A 20531-nucleotide genomic window follows, 5' to 3' on the forward strand; every position below is an offset into this window, starting at 1 on the left:
GAGGCGACATGAGCAGGGAACAGCGGACGAAGCTCGACGCGGCGCTGCGGCGGCCCCGTCCCGAGGGTCCGCGGACGGTGGAGGCGACCCGCGCCGGCTTCCGCGCGATGATGGCGGAAATGATCGTCCCGGACGGCATCCGCACCCGTCCGGCGCAGCTCGCGGACCGTCCCGTGGTACTCGTCGAACCGGCCGGTGACTCGCGACCTGGGACGATCCTGTACTTCCACGGCGGCGGCTTCGTGTTCGGGTCGCCCGAGACCGCGATGTCGCTGACGGCGAACCTGGTCGTCCGCACCGGGTTCCGCGCCTTCTCGCTGGACTACCGTCTCGCCCCCGAGCATCCGTTCCCCGCGGCGATCGACGACGCGGTGCGCGCCTACCGCGCCCTCCTCGACGGCGGCGAGGACCCCTCGGCCATCGCGTTCGCCGGGGACTCCGCCGGCGGCGGCCTCACCGTCACCGCCTGCCTCGCCGCACGCGACGCGGGCCTGCCCGTACCCGCCGCGATCGTCGCGTTCTCTCCCGGGCTCGACCTGACCCGGACGGGCGAGAGCGTGACCGCCAAGGAGTCCGCCGACCCGTTCTTCACCCGCGAGTCACTGGAGTACACCGGCTCCATGTACCTGGCGGGACGCGACCCGCACCACCCGCTCCTCAGCCCCGCCACCCTCGCCGACCTGACCGGCTTCCCCCCGATGCTGCTGCAGGTCGGCACCAACGAGGTGCTGCTGGACGACTCCACCCGCCTCGCTGCACGCGCCAGGGCGGCCGGAGTCGACGTCATCCTGGACGTCACCGCCGACGTCCCGCACGTGTTCCAGGCCTACACCGGCGCCCTGGACGAGGCCGACGAGGCCCTGGCCCGCGCCGCCCTCTTCCTCACCCAACACACCCACCCCCACAGCGAAGGCACCGCACACGGGCGCCCCACTTCGGAAAGGTCGAGGGCGAGCTAGCGGGAGCGGTCCGTGTGTTCGTTGCTCAGCCCTTCAGGCTGCGGGTGAGGGCGCGCCAGGCGGCGGCGTCGAGCACGAGCTTGGGGCCGTGGGGATCCTTGGAGTCCCGGACGGCGACGGCGGCGACGGCGGTGGCCGCGACCTCGACGCACTCGCCGCCCTGCCCGCCGCTGTGGCTGCTCTTGCGCCACTGCGCGCCCGTTAGGTCAACGTTGTTCACGGTAGCCCTCTCGTGCCTGCCGGATCATTTCGAGGGACTCGCCGCCCGTCAGCGCCTCCCCCATTACCAGGTCGAATCGTACTGCCGTGTCGGCGACGCGGTTCGGATCGCGCAGCAATTGGCTGCTCGTGGGACCTTCGAGGTAGGCGATGTCGGGGCCGTTCCCGAAACCCAGGATCGTGAACGAACCGTCGAGGCTGGCCCAGGTGATGCGCTGGAAAGGCAGCATCCGAATCTGGACGTGCGGCTCGTGCTCGATGATGTGTTCCAGGTACATGAGCTGCTCGCACATTACCGCCGATCCGCCGATCGGGCGGCGTAGCACCGATTCGTCCAGGACGACGGAGAGCCGGGGCGCGCGCTCGCCGGTCAGGATGCGCTGCCGGTCGACGCGCTGGGCGACCAGGTGGTCCAAGCCGTCGCGCACCTGGCCCGCGCCCATGACGCCACGCGCGTACGCCTCGGTCTGGAGCAGGCCCGGGACGACCTGGCAGACGAACGAGCGGATGGACAGCGCGCATTCCTCCAGTTTGAGGAATGCCGGGAATCCCGGGGGCAGCGCGGCGTGCTTTCCGGCGCGTTCGATCTCCTCGGCCAGCTTCTCGAACGTCCGCGCCGGGATTTTGAAGAAGGTGTCCAGGTCGATCGCCGTGTCGACGGACGGCTTCGTGCCCGTCTCGATTTTCTCGATCCACTGGTAGGTGCAGCCGAGGGCGTCCGCGAGTTCTGGACGCGACAGTTCGGCGTTCTCGCGGTAGGAGCGCAGGACGGCCCCGAAAGCGCGGATGAGGGGATCGCGGGTCAGGTCGCCTGTTTCCTTGGGCATGGGGGGTCCCTGGTAGGTCGCGGCCGGGTCCCGCGGGGTGCCGGTGCCGGGTCGGGGGGTGGCTAAGTGTTGACGCTATGTAGCGGAGCGTATACCGGACAGCCACGCTGGGTTCGAGTTTCAGGCAGGCACAACCCTGGCGAGGACACGATGGCGAACGACGACGCGCGGCGGCTCGACGCCGGCGATGACCAGGCTCTTCAGCGGCTTCGCGCCGACTTCCCCGGGCACCGGATCCGGCGGGGCGTCGATCACAAAAGGCGGTCCGGGGATTGGGTGGCGACACTGCACGACCCGGCGTCCGGCGTGGACCCAACGGTCAGCTGTTCCACTCCCGCCGCGCTGCGCAAGGCCCTGGAGGCGGAGGCCGAGCGAGCGGGGAAGCAGGCGCGGCCCAGGCGGGTCGTGCATGTGGTGCGGGGGGTCGGGGCGTGAGCGGGGGGTGGTACTCGGCCGTGGAGGTTCCGGCGGTGCAGGGCGTCCGGCCGATGTACTGGTTTCCGCGTGGGGCCGTGTGGTGGCGAGGGAAGGCGACCGGGTCGTGGTGGGCGGTGGTCCCGGGGGTGGGGCGGCTGGTCGAGGCGCCCAGCGAGGGCGCGCTCGTCGTTGAGGTGCGACGGGTTCTGGGTTGGGCGGTGGCGTGATGTGGCGGCTTCCGTTCTTCGGCGACCGGTCGGACGGTGAGTGCGCGGCTTGCCGGGGCGCGGACAGCGGGGATCTGGCGGCGGCGGAGCATCTGACGGCGCTGGCGCGGGCGTTCGATGCCGCCGTGAGGGCCGGGAATAGTGTGGCGGCTGTGAGCGACGGGAATGCCGGCGGGCCGCTGGATCTGGGGCAGTTGCGGACGTTCCTGGCGGTCTACCGGGCCGGGTCGCTGACGGCGGCGGCCCGCCTCCTCGGCCTCTCCCAGCCCACGGTGACGGCCCAGCTCCGCGCGCTGGAGGCGCGCATGGGGCGGCAGCTGTTCGAGCGGCTTCCGCGGGGAGTGGCGCCCACTGCCGCCGCCGATGACCTGGCCTTTCGCCTCGCCGGTCCGATGGACGCCCTCGAGGCCGTCGCGGGCGGGGCGCGGCCGGAGCGGGAGGTGCCGGAGCCGCCCGTCCTGCTCGGCGGACCGGCCGAGATGCTGGCGGAGCGGATCGTCCCGGCGCTGGCGCCCCTGGTCGAACAGGGGGTGCGGCTGCGCGTCGCCATGGGCCTGGCGGACGACCTGCTCACCGGGCTGCGGGCCGGCCGGTTCGACCTGGTGGTCTCCGCGATCCGTCCCCGGGGCCGCGCGTTCCTCGCCGAGCCGCTCGCGGACGAGGAGTTCGTCCTGGTCGCGTCACCGCAATGGCACCGGCGCCTGGACGCGCGGCTCCTCGCGCGGGACGGGCCGGCCGCCCTCGCGGACGTCCCGCTGATCTCCTACGCCGACGACCTGCCCATTCTGCGCCGCTACTGGCGGCACGTCTTCGGCGTCAGGCTGAACCGGGAGGCGGCGGTCGTCGCGCCCGACCTGCGGGCGGTCAAGGCCGCCGCGGCCGCGAGCGCGGGCGTCACCGTCCTGCCCGGTTACCTGTGCGTCCGGGAACTGGCCGAGGGGACGCTTATCCGCCTGCTGGACCCCGAAGACCCGCCCATCAACACCGGCTTCCTCGTCCAGCGGGCGGGCGCGCGGCCCGGGCCGCACGTCCGGCTCGTGCGCGATCACCTCTTCCAGGCGGCGCGCGCCTGGTGAACCCATCAGAATCCTGATGGATGTCATTGGCTGCGTCATTGGAAGTCCTTGGACGGCGCGCCTAGTTTGAACGCCGTTGCAGGCCCCGTCCTCTTGGAGAAACACCATGTCGAAGATCCTCTTTGTGATGACCGGCTCCGACCACTGGACGCTCGCCGACGGCACCAAGCACCCCACGGGTTTCTGGGCTGAGGAGGCCGTCGTGCCGTACCGGGCGTTCAAGGACGCCGGGTACGAGATCGTCGTCGCGACCCCCGGCGGTGTCGTTCCCCCCGTCGACCGGGCCAGCCTGTCCGCTGACGCCAACGGCGGGCAGGACGGGGCCGACGAGATCGCCGCGGCCCTCGCCGCGATGACCGAGCTGCGCAGCCCGATCCGGCTGGAGGACGTCGACCTCGACGACTACGCCGCCGTCCTGTGCCCCGGCGGCCACGGCCCGATGGAGGACCTCGCGGTCGACGCCGCCTCCGGTGACCTGCTGGTCCGGGCGCTGGACTCGGGCAGGCCGCTCGCGGTGGTCTGCCACGCGCCCGCCGCGCTGCTGGCCGCCCGCAGGCCCGGCGGCGGCAACGCCTTCTCCGGTTACCGGGTCGCCGCGTTCACCAATGCCGAGGAGACGCAGGCCGGGTTCGCTGACCGGGCCCCGTGGCTCCTGGAGACCCGCCTGTCCGAGGCCGGTCTGGACGTCCAAGCCGGTGAGCCGTGGGCGCCGAATGTGGTCGTCGACCGCACCCTGGTCACCGGGCAGAACCCCGCCTCGGCCGCCCCGCTCGCGGCCGAGGTGCTCAGGATGCTGGCCTCCTGACCGCAGGGGACGGCGGATCCTCGGCGCCGGGTCCGGGACCCGGCGCCGAGGTTCGCCTGATCAGTGAGTGCGGAGGCCGTAGCCGTAGGGGAACAGCGGGTGGTAGTTCCGGTCGCCGACGTTGATCGGCTCCTGGGACTCGCTGCGCGGCCACGTCACGGGGAGGCGGCCGGTGTAGGAGCGGTGCCCGAAGAGGGTGTCGGACACGCCGGCGCCCTCGCTGCCGGGCAGCCACGACATGACGAGCGCGTCCATCTTCGGCAGCTCGTCGGTGACGATCTGCGGGCGTCCCGCGACGTCGAGCACGACGCACTTCTTGATCGCGGAGCAGACCTTGTCGATGTTGGCCCTGTCGGCGTCGGACAGGTTGAGCGTGTGGCCGTTGCCGACGTCGCCGACGCCCTCGGCGTACGGGGTCTCGCCGATGACCACGACCCCGACGTCACTGCCCGCCGTCGGCGCGGACGCGTCGGCGCTGTAGGTGACGTTCTTGGCGTTCTGCTGGATGCCCTGCAGGATCGTCGTGCCCGGGATGGTGTTGCCGGAGCTTCCCTGCCAGGTGACCGTCCAGCCGCCGGCCTGGTTGCCCATATCGTTGGCGTTCACGCCGGCGACGTAGATGCGCTGCGACTTCTTGAGCGGGAGCGCGCCACCGGAGTTCTTCAGCAGCACCTGCGACTTGCCGACGGCCTCGCGGGCGACGGCGCGGTGCGCGGGCGAGCCGACGGACTTGATGTTCGTCCGGTTCGTGTACGGGTGCTCGAACAGCCCGAGCTCGAACTTGGCCTTGAGGATGCGGCTCACCGCGTCGTCGATGCGGGACGTCGTGACGCGGCCCGCCTGCACCTCGGCCAGGAGCGTCTGCTCGAACTGCGGCGCGCTGTAGGGCTCCATGAACATGTCCATGCCGGCGTTGACGGCCGTGCGGACCTGCGTGGCGTAGTCGCCGGGGATCTGGTGGATGGCCTCCCAGTCGCTGATGAGGAAGCCGTCGAACCCGATCTTGTGCTTGAGGACGTCGGTGAGCAGTTCCTTGTTGGCGCTCATCTTGATCGGGTTGCCGACGCCGTCCTCGGTCCAGTCGACGCTGGAGAACGACGGCATGATGCTGCCGACGCCGTACTTCTTGACCGCGAGCACGTACGGCGCGAGGTCGATCCGCGCGAACGACTTGCGGTCGGTGACGGTGACGCCCTGGTCGATCGTGTACGTCCCGGTGGTGGACGACCCGAACTTGGTGTCGCCGTCGCCCGCGTAGTGCTTGGCGGTCGCGAGGACGTGCGTGGGGTCGGCGAGATCCTTGGTGCGCCGTCCCTGGAAGCCCTCGAAGGCCGTCTCCATCCGCATGACGAGGTTCGGGTCCTCGCCGAAGGACTCGTAGGTGCGTCCCCACCGCAGGTCGCGGGAGACGCAGACGCAGGGCGCGAAGACCCACTGCGGGCCGGTCGCGCGGGTCTCGGTGGCGGTGATCTCCTCTTCCCGGCGGACGAGCCCGGGGTCGCGGGTCGCGCCCATGGCGTTGTTGTGCGGGAAGACGGTGGCGCCGACGAGGTTGTTGTCGCCGTGCACCGAGTCGATCCCGTACAGCAGCGGGATCTTCAGCCGGGTGTCGAGCGCGGCCGCCTGGTACCGGTCGACCATGTCGGCCCATCCGGACGGGGTGTTGTCGGCCGGCACGGAGCCGCCGCCCGACAGCACCGAGCCGAGGCCCAGCGCGGTGATCTGGGCCGGGTCGGCGTCGATGGCGCCGCGCTCGGCCTGCGTCATCTGGCCGATCTTCTCCTGCAGCGTCATGCGTCCGAGCAGGTCGGAGACGCGCTGGGAGACGGGCAGCCGCGCGTCGAGATAGGGCGCTGAGGCGGGTGCGCCGGCGAACGCGGTGCCGACGGCCGCCGTGGGCAGGACGGCGGCGGCGACCGCGAGCGCGATCAGTGAACGCCTGGTCCGGGTGGCCGTTCGTCTGTGGGGGTGTCGCAAGGTCCCTCCTGGGTCGCTACGGCGACGCGGCGCGGCCCGGCGGGGCCGCTCGCCCGCTCCGCCCGCGCGCGGCGCACGAGGGCGCCCACGAGGGCGCCCGCGAGGGCGCCCGCGACGGCGCGGGCGGGGTCACGGCGCGCCCGGACGGCCATGACCCCTGCGACGGGCTTCAGCGTCCCCTGGAACCTCCCCCGGCCTTGATCACCTGTCAAGCACCCCCCGCCCGGACGGAATGATCTTGGACGGGCGATGGGGCGCGGGGGCTTGACGGGAACTAAATTCACCCTTTGAATCATGCACCGAATTAAGCAGCGTGCACGGGACGGGCCGTCGAACGCCCGGCCCGGTTCCGCCGTGCCCGCCTCCCGGCCGCCGGCCTCCTCCGCCACCCTCGCCGGGCCGCTCCACCCGACCCAGTGGCCACACCCGGCCGCACCCCCTCGCGTTGACTTGCGGCAAGTCGTTGTTATGGCGGGCCGCAAAACAACGACTCGCCGCAACTCAACGAGTTATCGGCGGGCTGTGCGGGCACGCCGGGACGCCCGGCCGGCCTGCGGGTGGAAGGGCCGACCGGGCGCGCACGGTCCGGTTCTCGGGCGGCGCCGGGGTGCTGCGGGCTCAGCTGCGGGGGCGCCTGCCGCGCTCGCCCCGCTCGCCGCGCCCCTCCTCGTCGCGGGTGACCTCGACGCGCTCCTTGCGCAGCTCGCCCCGGACGGTCTGCTCGTCCTGGACCTGCTCGGTCCGGACGCGGACCCGCTCGACCGGGATCGTCTCCTTGGCGACGACCGGACGCTCCTCGTAGAGGATGATCTCCACGTCGTCCTCGGTGACGGTGACCTTCATGTCGGGCTGGCCGTCCGGGATCGGCTCGCGGTCGATCTTGATCTCCTCGTGGGTGACCGGCACGGTCCGCTCGACCATCTCGGTCTCCACCCACTTGCGGACGTGCACGCGGCCCGCCTCGTGCCGCTCGGTGCCGATGCGCAGCCGCTCCTCGGCCCGGGTGACCTCGGTCATCGGCGCGCCCGGCTGCTGGGGCGGCTCGGTGCGGCCGCCGCGCTCGGGATGCACGGCCATCCCCGCGGCGCCGGGCGTGCCGGCCGCGCCCGTGGTGCCCGAGGTGCCGGTCGTGCCGGTCGTGCCGGACGGCGCCCTGCCCTCGGCGCCGGCCGTGCCCTGCCCGGACGGGCCGGTCCCGCCCGTGTCGGTGCGGCGGTCCGCGTCGCTCCCGGCCGTGCCCGTGCCGGTCTCGGCGCCCTCGCCCTGCGTGCGGCGGCCGCTCGGCGGGCGCACGCCGTAGTGCCGGTAGAGGTCGACGATCTGCGCGTGCGACAGATGCTCGTCGGCGTTCACGTTCGGCGCGCCCTTGATCGTTTCCTTGTCGTAGGGGACCTGCAGCATGTCCTGGGCCTTGCGGGCACCGGACAGCGGGACGAAGCTCTCGCGCATCCCGAACCATCCGGTGTGCACGGTGACCCACTCCGGCGCGCCGGAGTCGTCGTTGAGGTAGACCTGCTTGACCGTGCCGACCTTGGTGCCATGGGTGTCGGTCACGCTCATGCCCATCAGTTCCCGCACCTGCGTCTGCGTCTGCGTCTGCACGTTGAACACCCCCGAGTTGCCTGATTACCTCCTGATTTTTCCCTGTCGTCCTCCGGTAAACGCGTTTACCGAATGCTGAACGACGATTTGCCCAGGAGTTACACGGCGCCGCCGGGGCAGCTCCGGCCGTCCGCCCGGCACGGCGTCGCCATTTTCCGGAAGATGCGCAGATGGCCGCCTATTCGACGGGCACGCCATTCACAACGTGGTGATCATTTTAGGCTGCGCCGGTTTGTCTTTTCCGGCGCCGCGAAAGACTGACGGCTGGAGCGCGAAGGGCCGCGCCCCGACGGCTTTACCGACACATCGGAGAACGGCATGGACGACGTCTCGCCCGCCGGACGCGGGCGGCGCACCGGCGCACTGGGCGGTACGGCGCTGTGCGCCGCCGCCGTCACGGCTCTGACCTGCGCGGTCACCGCGGGGGCGGGCACTGCGGCGGCCGCCCGCCGCCCGCCCGTCTGGTGCAAGCCGGGCGGGGCCCTGTCCGCGCGGGCGATGCCGCAGAAGGTGAAGATGTCCGACTGCGACCTGCGCGGCCGGGTCGTGCGCGGCGAGAACGGGCTGGCCGCGACGGTCCCGTCCGACGGCACCTCGGTGACCGCGCACGCGCTGCGCACCGACGGCGCGTCCGAGCTGCGCATCCGGGTGGACGGGCACAAGGGCGTCGTCACCGTCACCACCCTGGGGACGCGGGTGCCGCAGGGCCGGCCGCGCCAGTTCCGCGCGCCGCTCGACGCCTGCAAGGACGGTGCCTACCAGCAGGAACCGAGCAGGTGGCCGAAGGGCGCCGCGATCGAGTGGCACTACTACCCGGGCTCGGCCGGGCTGCCCATGTCGGGGGTGTCGACCGGGGTCTCCAACATGTTCGGCGCCGCCACCGACTGCAACTCCGCCCGGAAGTTCACGCCGCCGCCGGACGTCTCCGCCAAGTACGCGGGCCAGACGACCACCGCCCCGAACGTGACCACCGAGGCCAACTGCGGCGACCGCGACGGGACGAACGTGTCCGGCTGGGAGGCGATGCCGGCCGCCGAGCCGGAGATCCTCGCGGCCACCTGCACCTGGTACCAGGGCTCGGCGACGATCGAGAGCGACACGGCGCTGCAGGAGCAGGGCAAGAAGTGGTGGCCGGGCCCGCAGGACGGCTCGCCCTGCCCGGCGGGCAGCTACGACGCCGCGGCCGTCACGACGCACGAGACGGGCCACATGCTCGGCCTCGGGCACGTCGAGGGATCGCAGCACTCCGGGCTCACCATGGCGCCGACCGTCGGGGCCTGCGACGACGGCCCGGCCACTCTCGGAAAGGGCGACTACGACGGGCTCATCGCCCTTTACGGCAGCCGTTCCTCGACGGCGTAGCCGTCATTTTCCCAGTTTGCCGACGACCACGATGCGCCGCCGGTCCGAGCCTTTCGGGGTGCAGCTGATGAGCGTGACGTATTCGCCGTTCGGCGCCTTTCCCGGCTTGAACGGCACGGGTTCGAGCGCGCGCCGGTCGCCCGGCCTGATGATGTGCGTGCCGCGCACCCGGTAGACGTAGGTCCGGTGGTGCGCCTTGAGGACGATCCGGTCGCCGCGCCGCAGCCGGTCCAGCTTGCCGAACGGGTGCAGCCAGGTGGTGCGGTGCCCCAGCAGGACGGTGTTGCCGAGGCGTCCGGGAGGGGCCGTCCGCGGGTAGTGCCCGACGCCCTTGCTGAGCACCCGCTCCGAGACGCCCTCGCGCACCTTGATCCTCAGGTGCATCCGCTTGATCCTGATGGTCGCGATCACCTTGCCGATCCTCGGCCGGGCGGCGCGGGCGGCGGCGTCCGGCACGGCCTGCGAAGCCTGCACGGCCTGCACGGCCCGCGCCGACGGCGCGGAGGGCGCGGCGTGCGCCGCCGGCATCCCGGCGGCGGCCGCGCAGCCGGCGGCGAGCAGCCCCACCGCGGGCAGCGTCCGGACCGGGACGCGCAACGTTCTGTCGGTCATGGTCTCCGTCTCCTGCGGTCTGGAAAGCCGGGCGGCGCCGCCCGCACGGGAGGGCGGCGCCGCCCGGACGCGGTGCGGGGGCGGCACGTCTGCCGCCCCCGCACCGGCCGATCGGCCGGCCGTCCGGATCGTCATCCGGGCCGGTCGTGACTCAGTTGGTCAGCGGGGTGCCCAGCTTGACCGGAACCTCGTTGCCCTGCGGCAGCTGCGCGTCGGCCTTTCCCGGGGTCACGCTCGCGACCGGCTTGGCCACGCGCGTGACCTTGCCCAGCAGCTCCTGGACGGCCGGCATGCCCTCGGCGCTGCGGTAGTCCGGGCCCATCGCGATGCGCTCGCTCGACCCGCGCAGGGTCGACGGCAGCTTGTGGTGCCCGGCCGCCGGGCGGTGCTTGGCCGGCTTGTAGTGCTTCTTCTTGTGCGGCTTCTTCGGGGTGCGCAGCGTCTTCGGCAGCTTGTGGTGCTTGTGGTGCTTGTGGCCGCCGTCGGTGATGACCGCGGCGCCGCCCTTGCAGCCCGCCTGCGCGATGCCGAGGACCGCGCCGATCGCGTTGCCGCAGACGTTGATCGGCACGGAGATCGGGGCGTAGACCTGGTTGCCGCCGAGGATGCTCATGTTGCCGGACGTCTTCATGTCGGGCCGGTCGTCGCCCTTGCGCACGACGACGGCGCCGCCCTTGCAGCCGGCCTGGGTGATCCCCGCGATGAGGGAGATCGCGTTGCCGCACACGTTCACCGGCACGGAGATCGGCGCGTACACCTGGTTGCCGCCGAGGATGCTCATGTTGCCCGAGGTCTGCATCCCATGCCCGCCGCTGCCGCCGCCCCAGCCGCCGCCGCCGCCCCAGCCCATGCGGCCGTTGTCGGCGGTGCCCGCGTCCGGCGCCGCCTGGCTCTCGCCGGGCGAGGCGGTCCGGCCGGCGGCGCGCCAGCCGGAGTGGCTCTTGCCCCCGTCCTTCTTGATCACCGCGGCGCCGCCCTCGCAGCCGGCCCGCGCGATGCCGAGGACCGCGCCGACGGCGTTGCCGCAGACGTCGATCGGCACGGAGATCGGGGCGTAGACCTGGTTGCCGCCGCCGATCGACATGTTGCCCGAGGTGTGCATGTCGCCGCCCTCGCGGCCCCGGCGCTGGACGGCCGAGCCGCCCTTGGACCCGGCCTGGGCGATCCCGGCGACGGCGCCGACGGCGTTGCCGCTGGCCTCGACCGGTATCGAGATCGGCGCGACGACCTGGTTGCCGCCGAGGATGCTGAGGTCGCCGCTGGTCGTGGTGTCCGCGGACGCCGGGGCGCCGAGTCCGGTCGCCCCCATGGCGACGCAGCCCGCCGCGACGAGAGCGGCGCGGCCGGTGTTCCTTGCCCAGATGCGCATGGTGTTGCTCCTTCTTTCGGTGAATCGGTGAATCGGTGATGATCACTGCGTGCACCGTCCGGGTGAGCGCAGCGGGCAGCGGCCTGGCCAGGACCGTGCCGTTCGAGAAGGTCGGTGGATGGCGGGGGGTCGGGAAGCGGCCGTCCGGCCGGCACGGGCCCGCACGAGGGACTCGTGCGGAGAAGGGCGCGTACCGGAGTGGTTCGTACCGGAATGGGCGGCTTCCGGCCGGGGACGCGCGGGATCGCGCGAGTGCCCGGCGGCGGGTGCTAGTCGGGGACGACCGAGGGACGGCCCGGGGCCGCCTCGTCGGTCAGCGCGGTCCGGTGGAACGCGGCGGACCCGAGGGCGCGCGGCGCCTGCGGGTGCGCGGCGGTGCCGAGGTCGGCGACCGGGCCGAACGGGTGCCCGCCGGACGGCGGGCCGCTGCGGGAGTTGCCGTCCTGCTCGGACGGCATCGCCGGGGCGCCCGGCACGCGGTGCCCGTTCCCGCACATCCGGCAGTGGCCGCCGGAGCGGTGGTCGCCGGACGACGCCTTCGCGCCGGTGTGGCGGGCCTTCTCGGCGGACGCGGCGGTCTGCGCGTGCGCCTTGCCGTGGGCCCGACCGTGCGCGGCGCCGTCATGGCGCGACGACGCGTGCGCCTTGGGCAGCGGCGCGCTCTGCGGCGCGGAGCCCTGGCCGGTCACGCCGTGCACGAGCCGGCCGACGCCGGTCCCGCCGGGCCGGACGTCCGGGAGCCGCAGGTGCGGCGCGCCGGTCGCATCGGCCGTCTTCTTCACGGTGGTGCCGACGGTGCGGACCACGCCGCGGGCCGCGTGCCCGCCGTCGCCGACGGCGTCGTGGCCGCGCTGGGCGAGGTACGGGACCGGGCGCGCGCCGACCTCCCGGACGTCCCCGGCGACGGCGCCGGGCGTCCGGTCGGTGGGGCGTCCGTGCTCGAACCGGAAATGGCGGAGCGTGGAAAGCCCGTTCACGTCGACGGGGCTCCATTGTGCGGAGCGGTCCGTTCCCGTGTCCGCGTCATTGCGCGAGGCTCCGCCCTGCGCGGCGTACGCGGAATGGCTCAGAGAACTCAGGGCGATCCAGCCTGCGAACGCGAATCCGGCAATGGCGGCCACGCGCACCAACACGTTTCCGAGGGCACGCCGCCGCCCGTCGGGGCGGCTCGCCCCGTGGCGGATCGGTAGGCGTCGCACTGCGGAAACTCCTCGCGTCGGGCCCGCATGGGGCCGTCGTCCGGTGTCCGGTTCCGGGCTGGTCGGCATGACCGTAGCACCGCACCGGGCGCGTTCACCGGTGCGTTACCGGGCAGGTCGGCGCGTCTTTGCCATCGTTTACCCGGCCATGGAGCCCGCTTTTCTCCGGCGCCTTCCGGGTCCGGAGACACAGCCGTTTAGTCGGAATTCGTCCGAGTTAATGGGACTCGTCGCCCGCGCGCCCCGCGGCCGCCCCGGCATCCGGTTTCCCCCCGATGTCCGGGAGAAGCATGGCGCACGGTATCCGATGCGCTACATTCGGTGACACGGTGGCCGTCTAACCGAGGAGCCGACCGCATGCCCGACCCCTCGTCCGCGAACGCATGGCCCCGGCCGCCGCACCGGACCCTTCCCCGGCTCGCCCGCCCGCGCCTTCCCGGCGCGTCCCGGGCACGGCCCGTCCGCTACTCCGTCAGCCGCGAGGGCATCCGCGTCGCCGGCGGTTTCCGCAGGCCGGAGCGGATCCTCATCCGTACCCGGCCGGAATGGACCCGCGCCTGGACGCTGCTCGCGCGGCTCGAATGGGCCATCGCCACGGCCCGGGTCGAGCGGGTCCGCCGCCGCGCCCACCCGCTCTGGCGCTGACACCGGCGGAACCGCCCGCGACGCCCCCGCGAACGCCGACGCCGGTGGCGCGCCTCCTCGGCGCACCACCGGCGTCGTCCGTCCGGTGCAGGATCCTTCGACCGGAGGGATTCTTCTCCCGCGCCGCTACCGGGCGTCGGCCTCCAGCGCCGGCGCGGGCCGCGCCGGCACCGCCGCCGGGGGCGTCCGGTGGACGATGTGCCGGGCGATCCGCCGGGCGGCGAAGCCCGCGCCGTGCACGAACCGCATCACCGGCCCGAACGTCGGCGCCGCCGCCAGCCCCGCGAAGTACAGCCCCGGCATCGAGGACTCGAAGTTCGCGCTGAGCACCGGCGCGCCGAGCCGGCTGTCCACCCGCACCCGCAGCTCGGGCGAGAGCATCTTCAGCCGCTCGAGATCCGGCACGAACCCGGTGGCCGCGATCACGTGCTCGGCCTCGACGACCAGCCGCCGGCCCGTCCGGTCGACGGTGGTGATCGCGATGACGTCGTCCTGCTCGGCGGCCTTGACCAGCTGCCGGCCCGTGGTCACCCGGATCCGCTCGTCCAGCCGGTCCCGCAGCCACCAGGACCCGGCCGGCGGCAGCGTCTCGCGGACCAGCCGCAGCCGGGTCCGCTCCGGCAGGTACCGGACGAGCCCGGGCCGCTCCGCCCACACCCACGTCCGGTAGCCGGTGCCGAGCCCCGACCGGGGGCCCTGGCGCAGCCGCTCGGCGAGCGTGCGGTGCTCCTTCGGCACCGTGTTCCAGTCGAGCTCGCCGCGCCGCGCGATGACGTGCGGGTGCGCGCCCGCGTCGGCGAGCAGCACCGCGGTCTCCAGCGCGGACTGCCCGGCGCCGACGACCGCGACGTCCTTGCCCGCGAACAGGCTGAGGTCGCGGTGGTCGCCGCTGTGCGAGACGAGCCAGGACGGCATGCCCGCCAGCTCGTCGGGGATGCGCGCGAACGGCCCGACGCCGACCGCCATCACGACCGCGCGGGTCACGACCGTCTCGCCGGTGGACAGCGTCACCTCGTACCCGGACGGCTCCGCGCGCTCGACGCGCACCACCTGGACCGGCTCGATGCCCGGCACCGCCTGCTCGGCGAACCAGCGGCCGTAGGCGACGAAGGTGTCCAGCGGGATGGGCCGGCCGAGCCGCCAGTCCGGGTGGCGGTCGGTGAAGCGCAGGCCCTCCTGCGGCGCCCCGAGGTTCGAGGCGAACGGCTCGGACTTCAGGTGCATGCCCTCGGGCATGCTGGTGGCCCAGTACTCCATCGGCGTGCCGATCACCCGCACCCCCAGCCCGAGGTTCTGCAGGTGCGCGGCGGTCGACAGGCCGTAGGGCCCGGCGCCGACGATGACGACGTCGCTGACCGAATCGGTCATTTCTCGTTCCCCCGATGTGTGTGTCAGTGCTTGTGGAAGCGCCGCCCGCCGGCGGCGCGCAGCACGCTCTGCCGGCCCATGGCCAGGAACGGCGGCAGGTCGTCGCCGGCGTACCAGGCCAGCTCGTCGGCCTCGCGCAGCGGACGCAGGGCCCCCGGACGCAGCAGCGGCAGGCCGATCGCCTGCCGCAGGTAGTGGTTCTCCACCAGCAGGCGGCGGCCGAACGCCGGCAGCGCCGGCGGCACCTCGCGCCCGGACAGGTCCAGGTGCAGGACGCGGGCGAGGTCGAGCCCGCGCCGGTCGGTGAACAGCCGGAACTGCGCACCGAGCCGCGGGTTGAAGTCGAGCAGGTGGTAGGCGCCGGTCGCGGCGTCGAACCGGAAGTCCAGGTCGACCAGGCCCCGGCAGCCGAGCGTCCGGACGATCTGGACCGCGAGCCGCTCCAGCTCCGGGTTGCGCGCCCACTGCCCCGCGACCGTGTGGCCGGCCTGCGGCGGATGCGCCAGGTGCTTGCGCCCGGTGGCGCCGAACAGGCAGTCCAGCGCGGCGTCGAAGTAGCCCTGGAAGAACCAGTCGCCGCCGGACTGCGGGATGCGCCGCTGCAGGATCAGCGGGCCCGCGCCGCCGTCCGGATCGCGCCGGAGCCCGGCCGCGAACAGCCGGTACGCCTCGTCCGGCGTGTGCGCGACGGTGGTGCTGCGCATGCCGGGCGGCAGCCGCCACGGCCGCGCCCACTTGGCGATGAGCGGCAGGCCGAGCTCGGCGGCGGCGTCCTCGACGTCGGCGGCGCTGGCCGGTATGCGGCTCTGCGGGCACGGCAGGCCGTGCTCCCGCAGCGCCTCGATGAGCCGCGACTTGTCGGCGACGCGGCGCGGGACGCCCGGATCCTGGCGCGGGAACGTGAACGCGGGCGCGAGCGCCTCGGCGTGCTCGGCGACGAACAGCGCGCCGGCGTCGTCCACCGGCAGCAGCAGCGCCGTGCGGCCGATCCGCTCGGCGATCCCGTGCAGGTGGCGGACCAGGTCGGCGGGCCGTTCGGCGGGCGGTGCCCACGGATGCCCCCGGTACAGGTAGCGCGACCGGGCGGCGGGGCTGCCGCGGCCTTCCAGCAGGGCGTGCACCGGCACCCCGGCGCGGCCGAGCGAGCGGATGGCGCCGAGGCTGCCGTGGTGGAAGACGTTGTGGTCGGTGCGCAGCAGCAGGACGGGCAGCCCGGGATCCAGCGATGGCCGCCCCGGGGCCGGCGCCTCCGGGGGCGCGCCCCCGGATCTTGCGGGCCTTCTCCCGAAGTGCAGGGTGTCGAGGAACATCCGCGTCAGCCGGCCGGTTCCGGCGGATTGTGGCGCACTGCGTGCCTTCCCTTTCAAGGTAAATTTTGTGATCGGCCGCTTGGCCGATTCGTTCGCTGCGGCCGCCAGAGGGCATACGATACGCATGCGAGCTGCGAATATCCATTCCACCGGGCGGCGGCCGCTGGAAACGCGCCGGAAAAGGCGCGGACCGGTCCCGCCGTTCGCGCCGGTATTGCTCGCCTCCGCCGCGCTGGTCGCGCTCGCGGCGTCCACTCTGGTCACCTGGTTCCAGCCGCGGGCGGCGCACAGGATCGTGAATTATGTGCCGTTGGGGGCGTTTCTCGGATCGGGCGCCGAGGGCGTCGCGCGGGTGGAGCGGTTCCAGCGCTGGCTCGGCTCCACGGTGACGGTCGGGCGCACCTACCTGCCCGGCGACTCCTGGGAGGACGTCGAGGGGCCGCCGCAGATCCTGCAGCCGTGGACGCGCTGGCGGGAGGCCGACCCGCGCCGGACGCTGGTGGTCAACGTGCCGATGATGGCCCCGAACGAGGCGGAGCTGCCGCCGGCGGTGCTGTCGTCCCTGCTCCGCGGCGGTGCGGCGGGCGCGTTCGACGACCACTACCGGACGCTCGCGCGCAACCTGGTCGCGCAGAACGCCGGCGAGTCGGTGATCGTCCTCGGCTGGGAGATGAACGGCGACGTCTACGACGGCCGGTGCGCGCCGAACCCGGCCGCGTGGAAGGCGTACTGGCGGCGCATCGTCACGGCCATGCGCGCGGTGCCCGGCGCGCGCTTCCGGTTCGATTTCGCGCCGAACCGCGGCCATGACGCCATCCCGTGGACGGACTGCTATCCCGGCGACGACGTGGTCGACATCATCGGCTCCGACAACTACGACCAGCCGCCCGGAGACTCCTTCCAGGCCTACATCGACCAGCCGTACGGGATGAAGGCGCAGGCCGACTTCGCCGCCGCGCACGGCAAGCCGATCTCCTTTCCGGAATGGGGCTTGTTCCGCAATTCCGACAACGCCGAATATATCCAGGGAATGCATGACTGGATGGTGTCGCATAATGTCGCCTACCAGTCGATCACGGACTACTGCCCGCACGGCGTGTGGGAATGCGGCGCCAACCCGCGCTCGGCGCAGACCTACCGCGAGCTGTTCGGCGGCGTGATCGTGCCGTCGCCCGGCCCCGCGGACAGCGGCGCCGCTCAGCCCGCCGGCTCGCCCGCCTCCACGCCGCCGCCGTCGGCACCGAACCCCGCGCCGTCCGCACCGAACCCCGAGCCGTCGGCGTCGAACCCCGAGCCGTCGGCGTCGAGCGCGGCGCCGTCGCCCGCGCCGGCCTCGCCCGCGGCACCCGCGGCGCCCGCGAACCCGCCGCCCGTGCCGCCCGGGAGCCCGGCGCGTCCCGCGCCCGACATCGCCAGGACCTCCGAGCCGGCCAGGACGTCCGCGCCCAGGAGCTGAGCCTCCGCCGTCGTGGCCTCCGCGAGTTCGCGGGACGCGCCGTCCGGCAGCGGGGAGCCGCCACGGGCGATCTCGCGGGTCACGGCCGCGAGCCGCGCCATCGTCTCGGCGATGTCGTAGGCCGCGGCGGCCTCGGCCGCCGCGCGGCCCTCCCGCTCCGCGACCCCGGGGAACAGCAGCCGGGCCGCCATCGCGTCGGCGAGCGCGCCCGGGTCGTCCACCGGGACCAGTGCCCCGAGCCCGGGACGGACGACCTCCGCGATGCCGGGGATGTCCGTCCCGACCAGGGACCGGCCGGTGGCGAGCGCCTCCAGCGCGGTCAGCGGCAGCCCCTCCCAGCGCGACGGCAGCACGACGACGTTCGCCGCCGCCAGCCAGTCCCGCGGGTCCTGCACGGCCTCGACGAACCGGACGCCCGGCACCCCGCGGCGGCGCAGCGCGTCCCGGTCCTCGCCGTCGCCGATGATCGCCAGCCGCGCCGACGGGCACCGCGCGGTGACCTCCGGCCAGGCCGCGACCAGCACGTCCTGCGCCTTCTGCCGGGTCAGCCGGCCGACGCACACCGCCAGCGGCGCGGCGGCGGGCAGCCCCAGCCGGGTCCGTGCCGCGAGCCGGGCGGGCGCGTCGGCGGGCCCGAACCGGCGCCGGTCCACCCCGTTGCGGACCAGCCGGAACGGGCCCCGCACCCCGGCCCGCATCCCCTCGCGCAGCTCGCCCTCGCCGACGCAGACCAGCGCGTCCGCGCGGCGGGCCGCGCGCCGCTCCCAGATCCGGCTGACCACGTCCTGCCGGCCGGTCGCCGCGAGCCACGACCAGCCGTGCGGCTGGAAGATCGTCGGCACCCCGCACGGGCGGCCCGGCAGCCGTCCCGCCAGGCCCGCCTTCGAGGAGTGCAGGTGCACGACGTCCGGCTCGAAGCCGCGCACCAGGCGGCGCAGGCGCAGCGCCTCCAGCGGCGTGGCCGGGCCGGGCGCGCGGTGCGCGTCCCAGTTGAACCACGGCACGCCCGCCGCCGCGCAGCGGGCGGCCAGGTCTCCGCCGGACGGGCAGGCGACCGCGACCTCCCAGCCGCGCCGGCGCTGGTCGGCGACCGCCTGCCCGACGTAGACGGCGACGCCGCCCGCGTTCGGCTGGCTGACGTGCAGCACCCGCAGCGGGCCGGCGTCAGCCATGCCCGGGCTGCCCGCCCTCGCGCGCCCCCGCGACCTCGTCGCCGCGCGGCGCGTCCATACCGCCGCGCGGCGCGTCCTCGCGCGGCTGGGGCACGCCGACGCGGGGCGCCGGCGCGTCGTCTTGGGCCGGGGTCGGCATCGGGACGGTCGCCGGCCGGTGGTGCCTGCGCGCGGCCAGGCCCGCCCGCACCAGCGCCAGGCCCGCGAACGCCGCCGCCGGGACGGCGCGGCCGAGAATGATCCGCTGGTTCTGGACGCGGCTCGGCCGCCATTTCAGCTTGTACGGCTCCTCGCCGCGCAGCAGGTTGACGGCCTGGCGGCCGCGCGCGCGGGCCAGGCCGAGGTCCTCGCGCAGCAGCATCAGCGTGACGTCCACGCTGTCGCGCAGCTCCGGGATGGCCCCGTACAGGTAGGCGCCGACGAACCGGTGCCCGATCAGGACGAGGTCGCTGGCGACGAGCCGCCCGTCCCAGTGGTACCGCAGGATGGCGGCGCGGCCCTCGCGGACCATCGCGGCGCCCGCCTCGGCCAGGTGCCGGCGGAACCGCTCGCGGCCGTGCTCGGGGTTCATCGGGCGGCCCCGCCACTGCCGGGCGTGCAGGTCCAGCAGCGCGGCGACGGCGTCGCCCGCCTCCTCCGGCGGGACGGTCTCGACGGTGATGCCCCGCACGTCGATCTTGCGGAGCTTCGCGCGCATCTTGCCGGCGGTGCGGCGCGGCAGCCGGGCCAGCACGTCGGCGATGTCGGTGCAGGGCAGCTCCATGCAGACCGACGCCGGCATCCGCCACGTCCGGCCCGGCCAGCGCTGCGCCACCTGGTGGACGACCGAGCCGGGCCGTACCTCGCGCAGGTCGACCGCGCAGCGGCCGCGCATCCGGTGCAGGGCGCGGGCGAGGTGCTCGACGGCGCCGTCGGCGTAGGCGGGGTCGAGCAGGAAGTCGGTGAAGTCGCTCTGCTCGTCGGCGATCGGCACCAGGACCGGGAAGCCCCAGCGGCCCGCGGTCATCAGCGGCGCGGCGGCGACGAGCCGGCCCCGGTGCCGGACGAGGACGAGCCGCAGCCGCCCCCGGATCCCGTACCAGCCCCACCAGGCGCTGAGCCACTCGTGGGTCTGGAACGGCGTGGCCTCCGGGCTGCGCTCGTACAGCTCGCGCAGCTCGCCGGCGAGCTCGATGAGGGCGCCCTCGTCGCGGCGGACCTCCACCTGCCAGGTCGCGGCGAGCGCGGCGGGCCGGCTCGGGCGGATCATGCTGGACAGCGTCACGAGCGCACCTCCACGGGCTCGGCGGCCGGGCTCGGGACCGCGCCGCGCGGCGGCCGGGACGCGTCGTGCTGGCCCCGGCCGCGCCGCCCGCTCAGCACGGCGGCGCCGAGCCCGGCGAGCAGCACGCCGGACGCGGTGCCGACCGCGACGTCCAGCGGGAGGTTCGGCGACGACGGCGAGGACGGGGTCGCGGCCATGCTCATCAGCGCGACCCGCACGCCGGTGTCGGTGCGGTGCGAGGTGCCGTAGCGGACGAGCGCGTCGGCGGCGGCGTTGGCGAACGCGGCGGCGCCGGCCGGGGTGTCCGCGCTGCCCGCGAGCTTGATCAGCGGCGTGTCCGGCGAGGTGGACGACTGGATGTGGTCGCGGGTCGCGGCCATCGCGCCGTCCGGCAGCGGGATCGAGGAGTAGGCGAGGGTCTCCGGCAGCGGCGCGAGCCGCCCGAACGCCTGCGCGAAGCTGACCGCCGCGGGCCCCTGGGCGCCGTCGCCGTCGTCGACGACCAGCACGTAGGCGGTGGCGGTGTAGGTCGTCGGCGCGAACAGGGCGTAGCCGAGCCCACCGAGGAGCCCGCTCAGCACGAGCGCGATGGCGAGGCCGAACCGGCGCAGGAACGCGGCCAGCGGCGCGCGCAGCCGGCCGGCGGCGCGGCGGGGCGTCGCGGC

Annotated in this window: 18 protein-coding genes and 1 pseudogene; 7 read left to right on the forward strand and 12 right to left on the reverse strand. The window is 74.1% G+C overall.

The features are described from left to right. Window positions 1–8 precede the first annotated feature (8 nt). The gene (locus QP089_RS13850) at window positions 9–959 is read left to right on the forward strand and encodes an alpha/beta hydrolase (RefSeq protein ID WP_285911966.1); all 951 of its coding nucleotides are present in this window, start codon (window positions 9–11) and stop codon (window positions 957–959) included. A 25-nt stretch (window positions 960–984) separates the two neighbouring features. On the opposite strand, the gene QP089_RS13855 is transcribed toward QP089_RS13850, so the two are convergent. Continuing rightward, on the reverse strand, window positions 985–1179 hold the full coding sequence (locus QP089_RS13855) for a DUF397 domain-containing protein (RefSeq protein ID WP_285911967.1): 195 nt from the start codon (window positions 1177–1179) through the stop codon (window positions 985–987). Then, complete coding sequence (locus QP089_RS13860; RefSeq protein ID WP_285911968.1) at window positions 1166–2005, reverse strand: helix-turn-helix domain-containing protein; 840 nt, start codon at window positions 2003–2005, stop codon at window positions 1166–1168. The genes QP089_RS13855 and QP089_RS13860 overlap by 14 nt, the downstream gene beginning before the upstream one ends. A 150-nt stretch (window positions 2006–2155) precedes the next feature. Between QP089_RS13860 and QP089_RS13865 the strand changes: the two genes are divergently transcribed. The 3 genes from QP089_RS13865 to QP089_RS13875 all read left to right on the forward strand — a co-directional run bounded on the left by QP089_RS13865 (window position 2156) and on the right by QP089_RS13875 (window position 4530). After that, window positions 2156–2440, forward strand: coding sequence for a hypothetical protein (locus tag QP089_RS13865; protein WP_285911969.1), 285 nt, complete (start codon window positions 2156–2158; stop codon window positions 2438–2440). 361 nt (window positions 2441–2801) lie between these two features. Continuing rightward, window positions 2802–3725 carry a LysR family transcriptional regulator gene (locus QP089_RS13870; RefSeq protein ID WP_285911970.1) on the forward strand — a complete coding sequence of 308 codons (924 nt, stop codon included), beginning with the start codon at window positions 2802–2804 and terminating at the stop codon, window positions 3723–3725. 106 nt (window positions 3726–3831) lie between these two features. Further along, window positions 3832–4530: a type 1 glutamine amidotransferase domain-containing protein gene (locus QP089_RS13875; RefSeq protein WP_285911971.1), complete on the forward strand. Its 699-nt coding sequence runs from the start codon at window positions 3832–3834 to the stop codon at window positions 4528–4530. Between the two features lie 60 nt (window positions 4531–4590). Here the strand turns inward: QP089_RS13875 and QP089_RS13880 are convergent, their stop codons facing one another. Continuing rightward, entirely contained in the window at window positions 4591–6507 is a 1917-nt protein-coding gene (locus tag QP089_RS13880) for a glycoside hydrolase family 3 protein (protein WP_285911972.1), read from the reverse strand. 618 nt (window positions 6508–7125) lie between these two features. Continuing rightward, window positions 7126–8109, reverse strand: coding sequence for a PRC and DUF2382 domain-containing protein (locus QP089_RS13885; RefSeq protein WP_285911973.1), 984 nt, complete (start codon window positions 8107–8109; stop codon window positions 7126–7128). Between the two features lie 318 nt (window positions 8110–8427). Between QP089_RS13885 and QP089_RS13890 the strand changes: the two genes are divergently transcribed. Next, window positions 8428–9471 (forward strand): matrixin family metalloprotease, encoded by a 1044-nt coding sequence (locus tag QP089_RS13890; RefSeq protein WP_285911974.1) that lies wholly within the window; start codon window positions 8428–8430, stop codon window positions 9469–9471. Between the two features lie 3 nt (window positions 9472–9474). On the opposite strand, the gene QP089_RS13895 is transcribed toward QP089_RS13890, so the two are convergent. The 3 genes from QP089_RS13895 to QP089_RS13905 form a co-directional block, all read right to left on the reverse strand. After that, on the reverse strand, window positions 9475–10083 hold the full coding sequence (locus tag QP089_RS13895; protein ID WP_285911975.1) for a class E sortase: 609 nt from the start codon (window positions 10081–10083) through the stop codon (window positions 9475–9477). Window positions 10084–10234: 151 nt separating this feature from the next. Further along, entirely contained in the window at window positions 10235–11452 is a 1218-nt protein-coding gene (locus QP089_RS13900) for a chaplin family protein (RefSeq protein WP_285911976.1), read from the reverse strand. A gap of 269 nt (window positions 11453–11721) precedes the next feature. Further along, on the reverse strand, window positions 11722–12429 hold the full coding sequence (locus QP089_RS13905) for a hypothetical protein (RefSeq protein WP_285911977.1): 708 nt from the start codon (window positions 12427–12429) through the stop codon (window positions 11722–11724). A 579-nt stretch (window positions 12430–13008) separates the two neighbouring features. Between QP089_RS13905 and QP089_RS13910 the strand changes: the two genes are divergently transcribed. Continuing rightward, window positions 13009–13296, forward strand: coding sequence for a hypothetical protein (locus tag QP089_RS13910; RefSeq protein ID WP_285911978.1), 288 nt, complete (start codon window positions 13009–13011; stop codon window positions 13294–13296). A 126-nt stretch (window positions 13297–13422) separates the two neighbouring features. On the opposite strand, the gene QP089_RS13915 is transcribed toward QP089_RS13910, so the two are convergent. Further along, window positions 13423–14664: an NAD(P)-binding domain-containing protein gene (locus QP089_RS13915; RefSeq protein ID WP_285911979.1), complete on the reverse strand. Its 1242-nt coding sequence runs from the start codon at window positions 14662–14664 to the stop codon at window positions 13423–13425. Window positions 14665–14687: 23 nt separating this feature from the next. Further along, window positions 14688–15974 (reverse strand): carboxylate--amine ligase, encoded by a 1287-nt coding sequence (locus QP089_RS13920; RefSeq protein ID WP_285911980.1) that lies wholly within the window; start codon window positions 15972–15974, stop codon window positions 14688–14690. A 124-nt stretch (window positions 15975–16098) separates the two neighbouring features. On the opposite strand from QP089_RS13920, the gene QP089_RS13925 reads away from it, so the two are divergent. Further along, window positions 16099–17430 carry a glycoside hydrolase family 26 protein gene (locus QP089_RS13925; protein WP_285911981.1) on the forward strand — a complete coding sequence of 444 codons (1332 nt, stop codon included), beginning with the start codon at window positions 16099–16101 and terminating at the stop codon, window positions 17428–17430. Between the two features lie 188 nt (window positions 17431–17618). On the opposite strand, the pseudogene QP089_RS13930 reads toward QP089_RS13925, so the two are convergent. The 3 genes and pseudogenes from QP089_RS13930 to QP089_RS13940 form a co-directional block, all read right to left on the reverse strand. Next, window positions 17619–18602 (reverse strand): annotated as a pseudogene (locus tag QP089_RS13930) (glycosyltransferase); the annotation flags it as partial. Further along, a complete protein-coding gene (locus QP089_RS13935) occupies window positions 18595–19866 on the reverse strand; it encodes a GNAT family N-acetyltransferase (RefSeq protein WP_285911982.1) in 1272 nt (423 codons plus the stop codon). The gene QP089_RS13935 and the pseudogene QP089_RS13930, both read right to left, overlap by 8 nt. Then, a partial coding sequence (locus QP089_RS13940; protein WP_285911983.1) for a Wzz/FepE/Etk N-terminal domain-containing protein occupies window positions 19863–20531 on the reverse strand: 669 nt, incomplete at its 5' end. The genes QP089_RS13935 and QP089_RS13940, both read right to left, overlap by 4 nt.

It is taken from the genome of Actinomadura opuntiae (genome assembly GCF_030283205.1).
Lineage (GTDB): Bacteria > Actinomycetota > Actinomycetes > Streptosporangiales > Streptosporangiaceae > Spirillospora.

Bases quoted from the DNA above. Each gene is read 5' to 3' on its own strand.
- QP089_RS13915 (WP_285911979.1), bottom strand. From the start codon at position 14,664: ATGACCGATTCGGTCAGCGACGTCGTCATCGTCGGCGCCGGGCCCTAC.
- QP089_RS13865 (WP_285911969.1), top strand. From the start codon at position 2,156: ATGGCGAACGACGACGCGCGGCGGCTCGACGCCGGCGATGACCAGGCT.
- QP089_RS13860 (WP_285911968.1), bottom strand. From the start codon at position 2,005: ATGCCCAAGGAAACAGGCGACCTGACCCGCGATCCCCTCATCCGCGCT.
- QP089_RS13895 (WP_285911975.1), bottom strand. From the start codon at position 10,083: ATGACCGACAGAACGTTGCGCGTCCCGGTCCGGACGCTGCCCGCGGTG.
- QP089_RS13875 (WP_285911971.1), top strand. From the start codon at position 3,832: ATGTCGAAGATCCTCTTTGTGATGACCGGCTCCGACCACTGGACGCTC.
- QP089_RS13900 (WP_285911976.1), bottom strand. From the start codon at position 11,452: ATGCGCATCTGGGCAAGGAACACCGGCCGCGCCGCTCTCGTCGCGGCG.
- QP089_RS13890 (WP_285911974.1), top strand. From the start codon at position 8,428: ATGGACGACGTCTCGCCCGCCGGACGCGGGCGGCGCACCGGCGCACTG.
- QP089_RS13850 (WP_285911966.1), top strand. From the start codon at position 9: ATGAGCAGGGAACAGCGGACGAAGCTCGACGCGGCGCTGCGGCGGCCC.
- QP089_RS13920 (WP_285911980.1), bottom strand. From the start codon at position 15,974: ATGTTCCTCGACACCCTGCACTTCGGGAGAAGGCCCGCAAGATCCGGG.
- QP089_RS13925 (WP_285911981.1), top strand. From the start codon at position 16,099: ATGCGAGCTGCGAATATCCATTCCACCGGGCGGCGGCCGCTGGAAACG.
- QP089_RS13910 (WP_285911978.1), top strand. From the start codon at position 13,009: ATGCCCGACCCCTCGTCCGCGAACGCATGGCCCCGGCCGCCGCACCGG.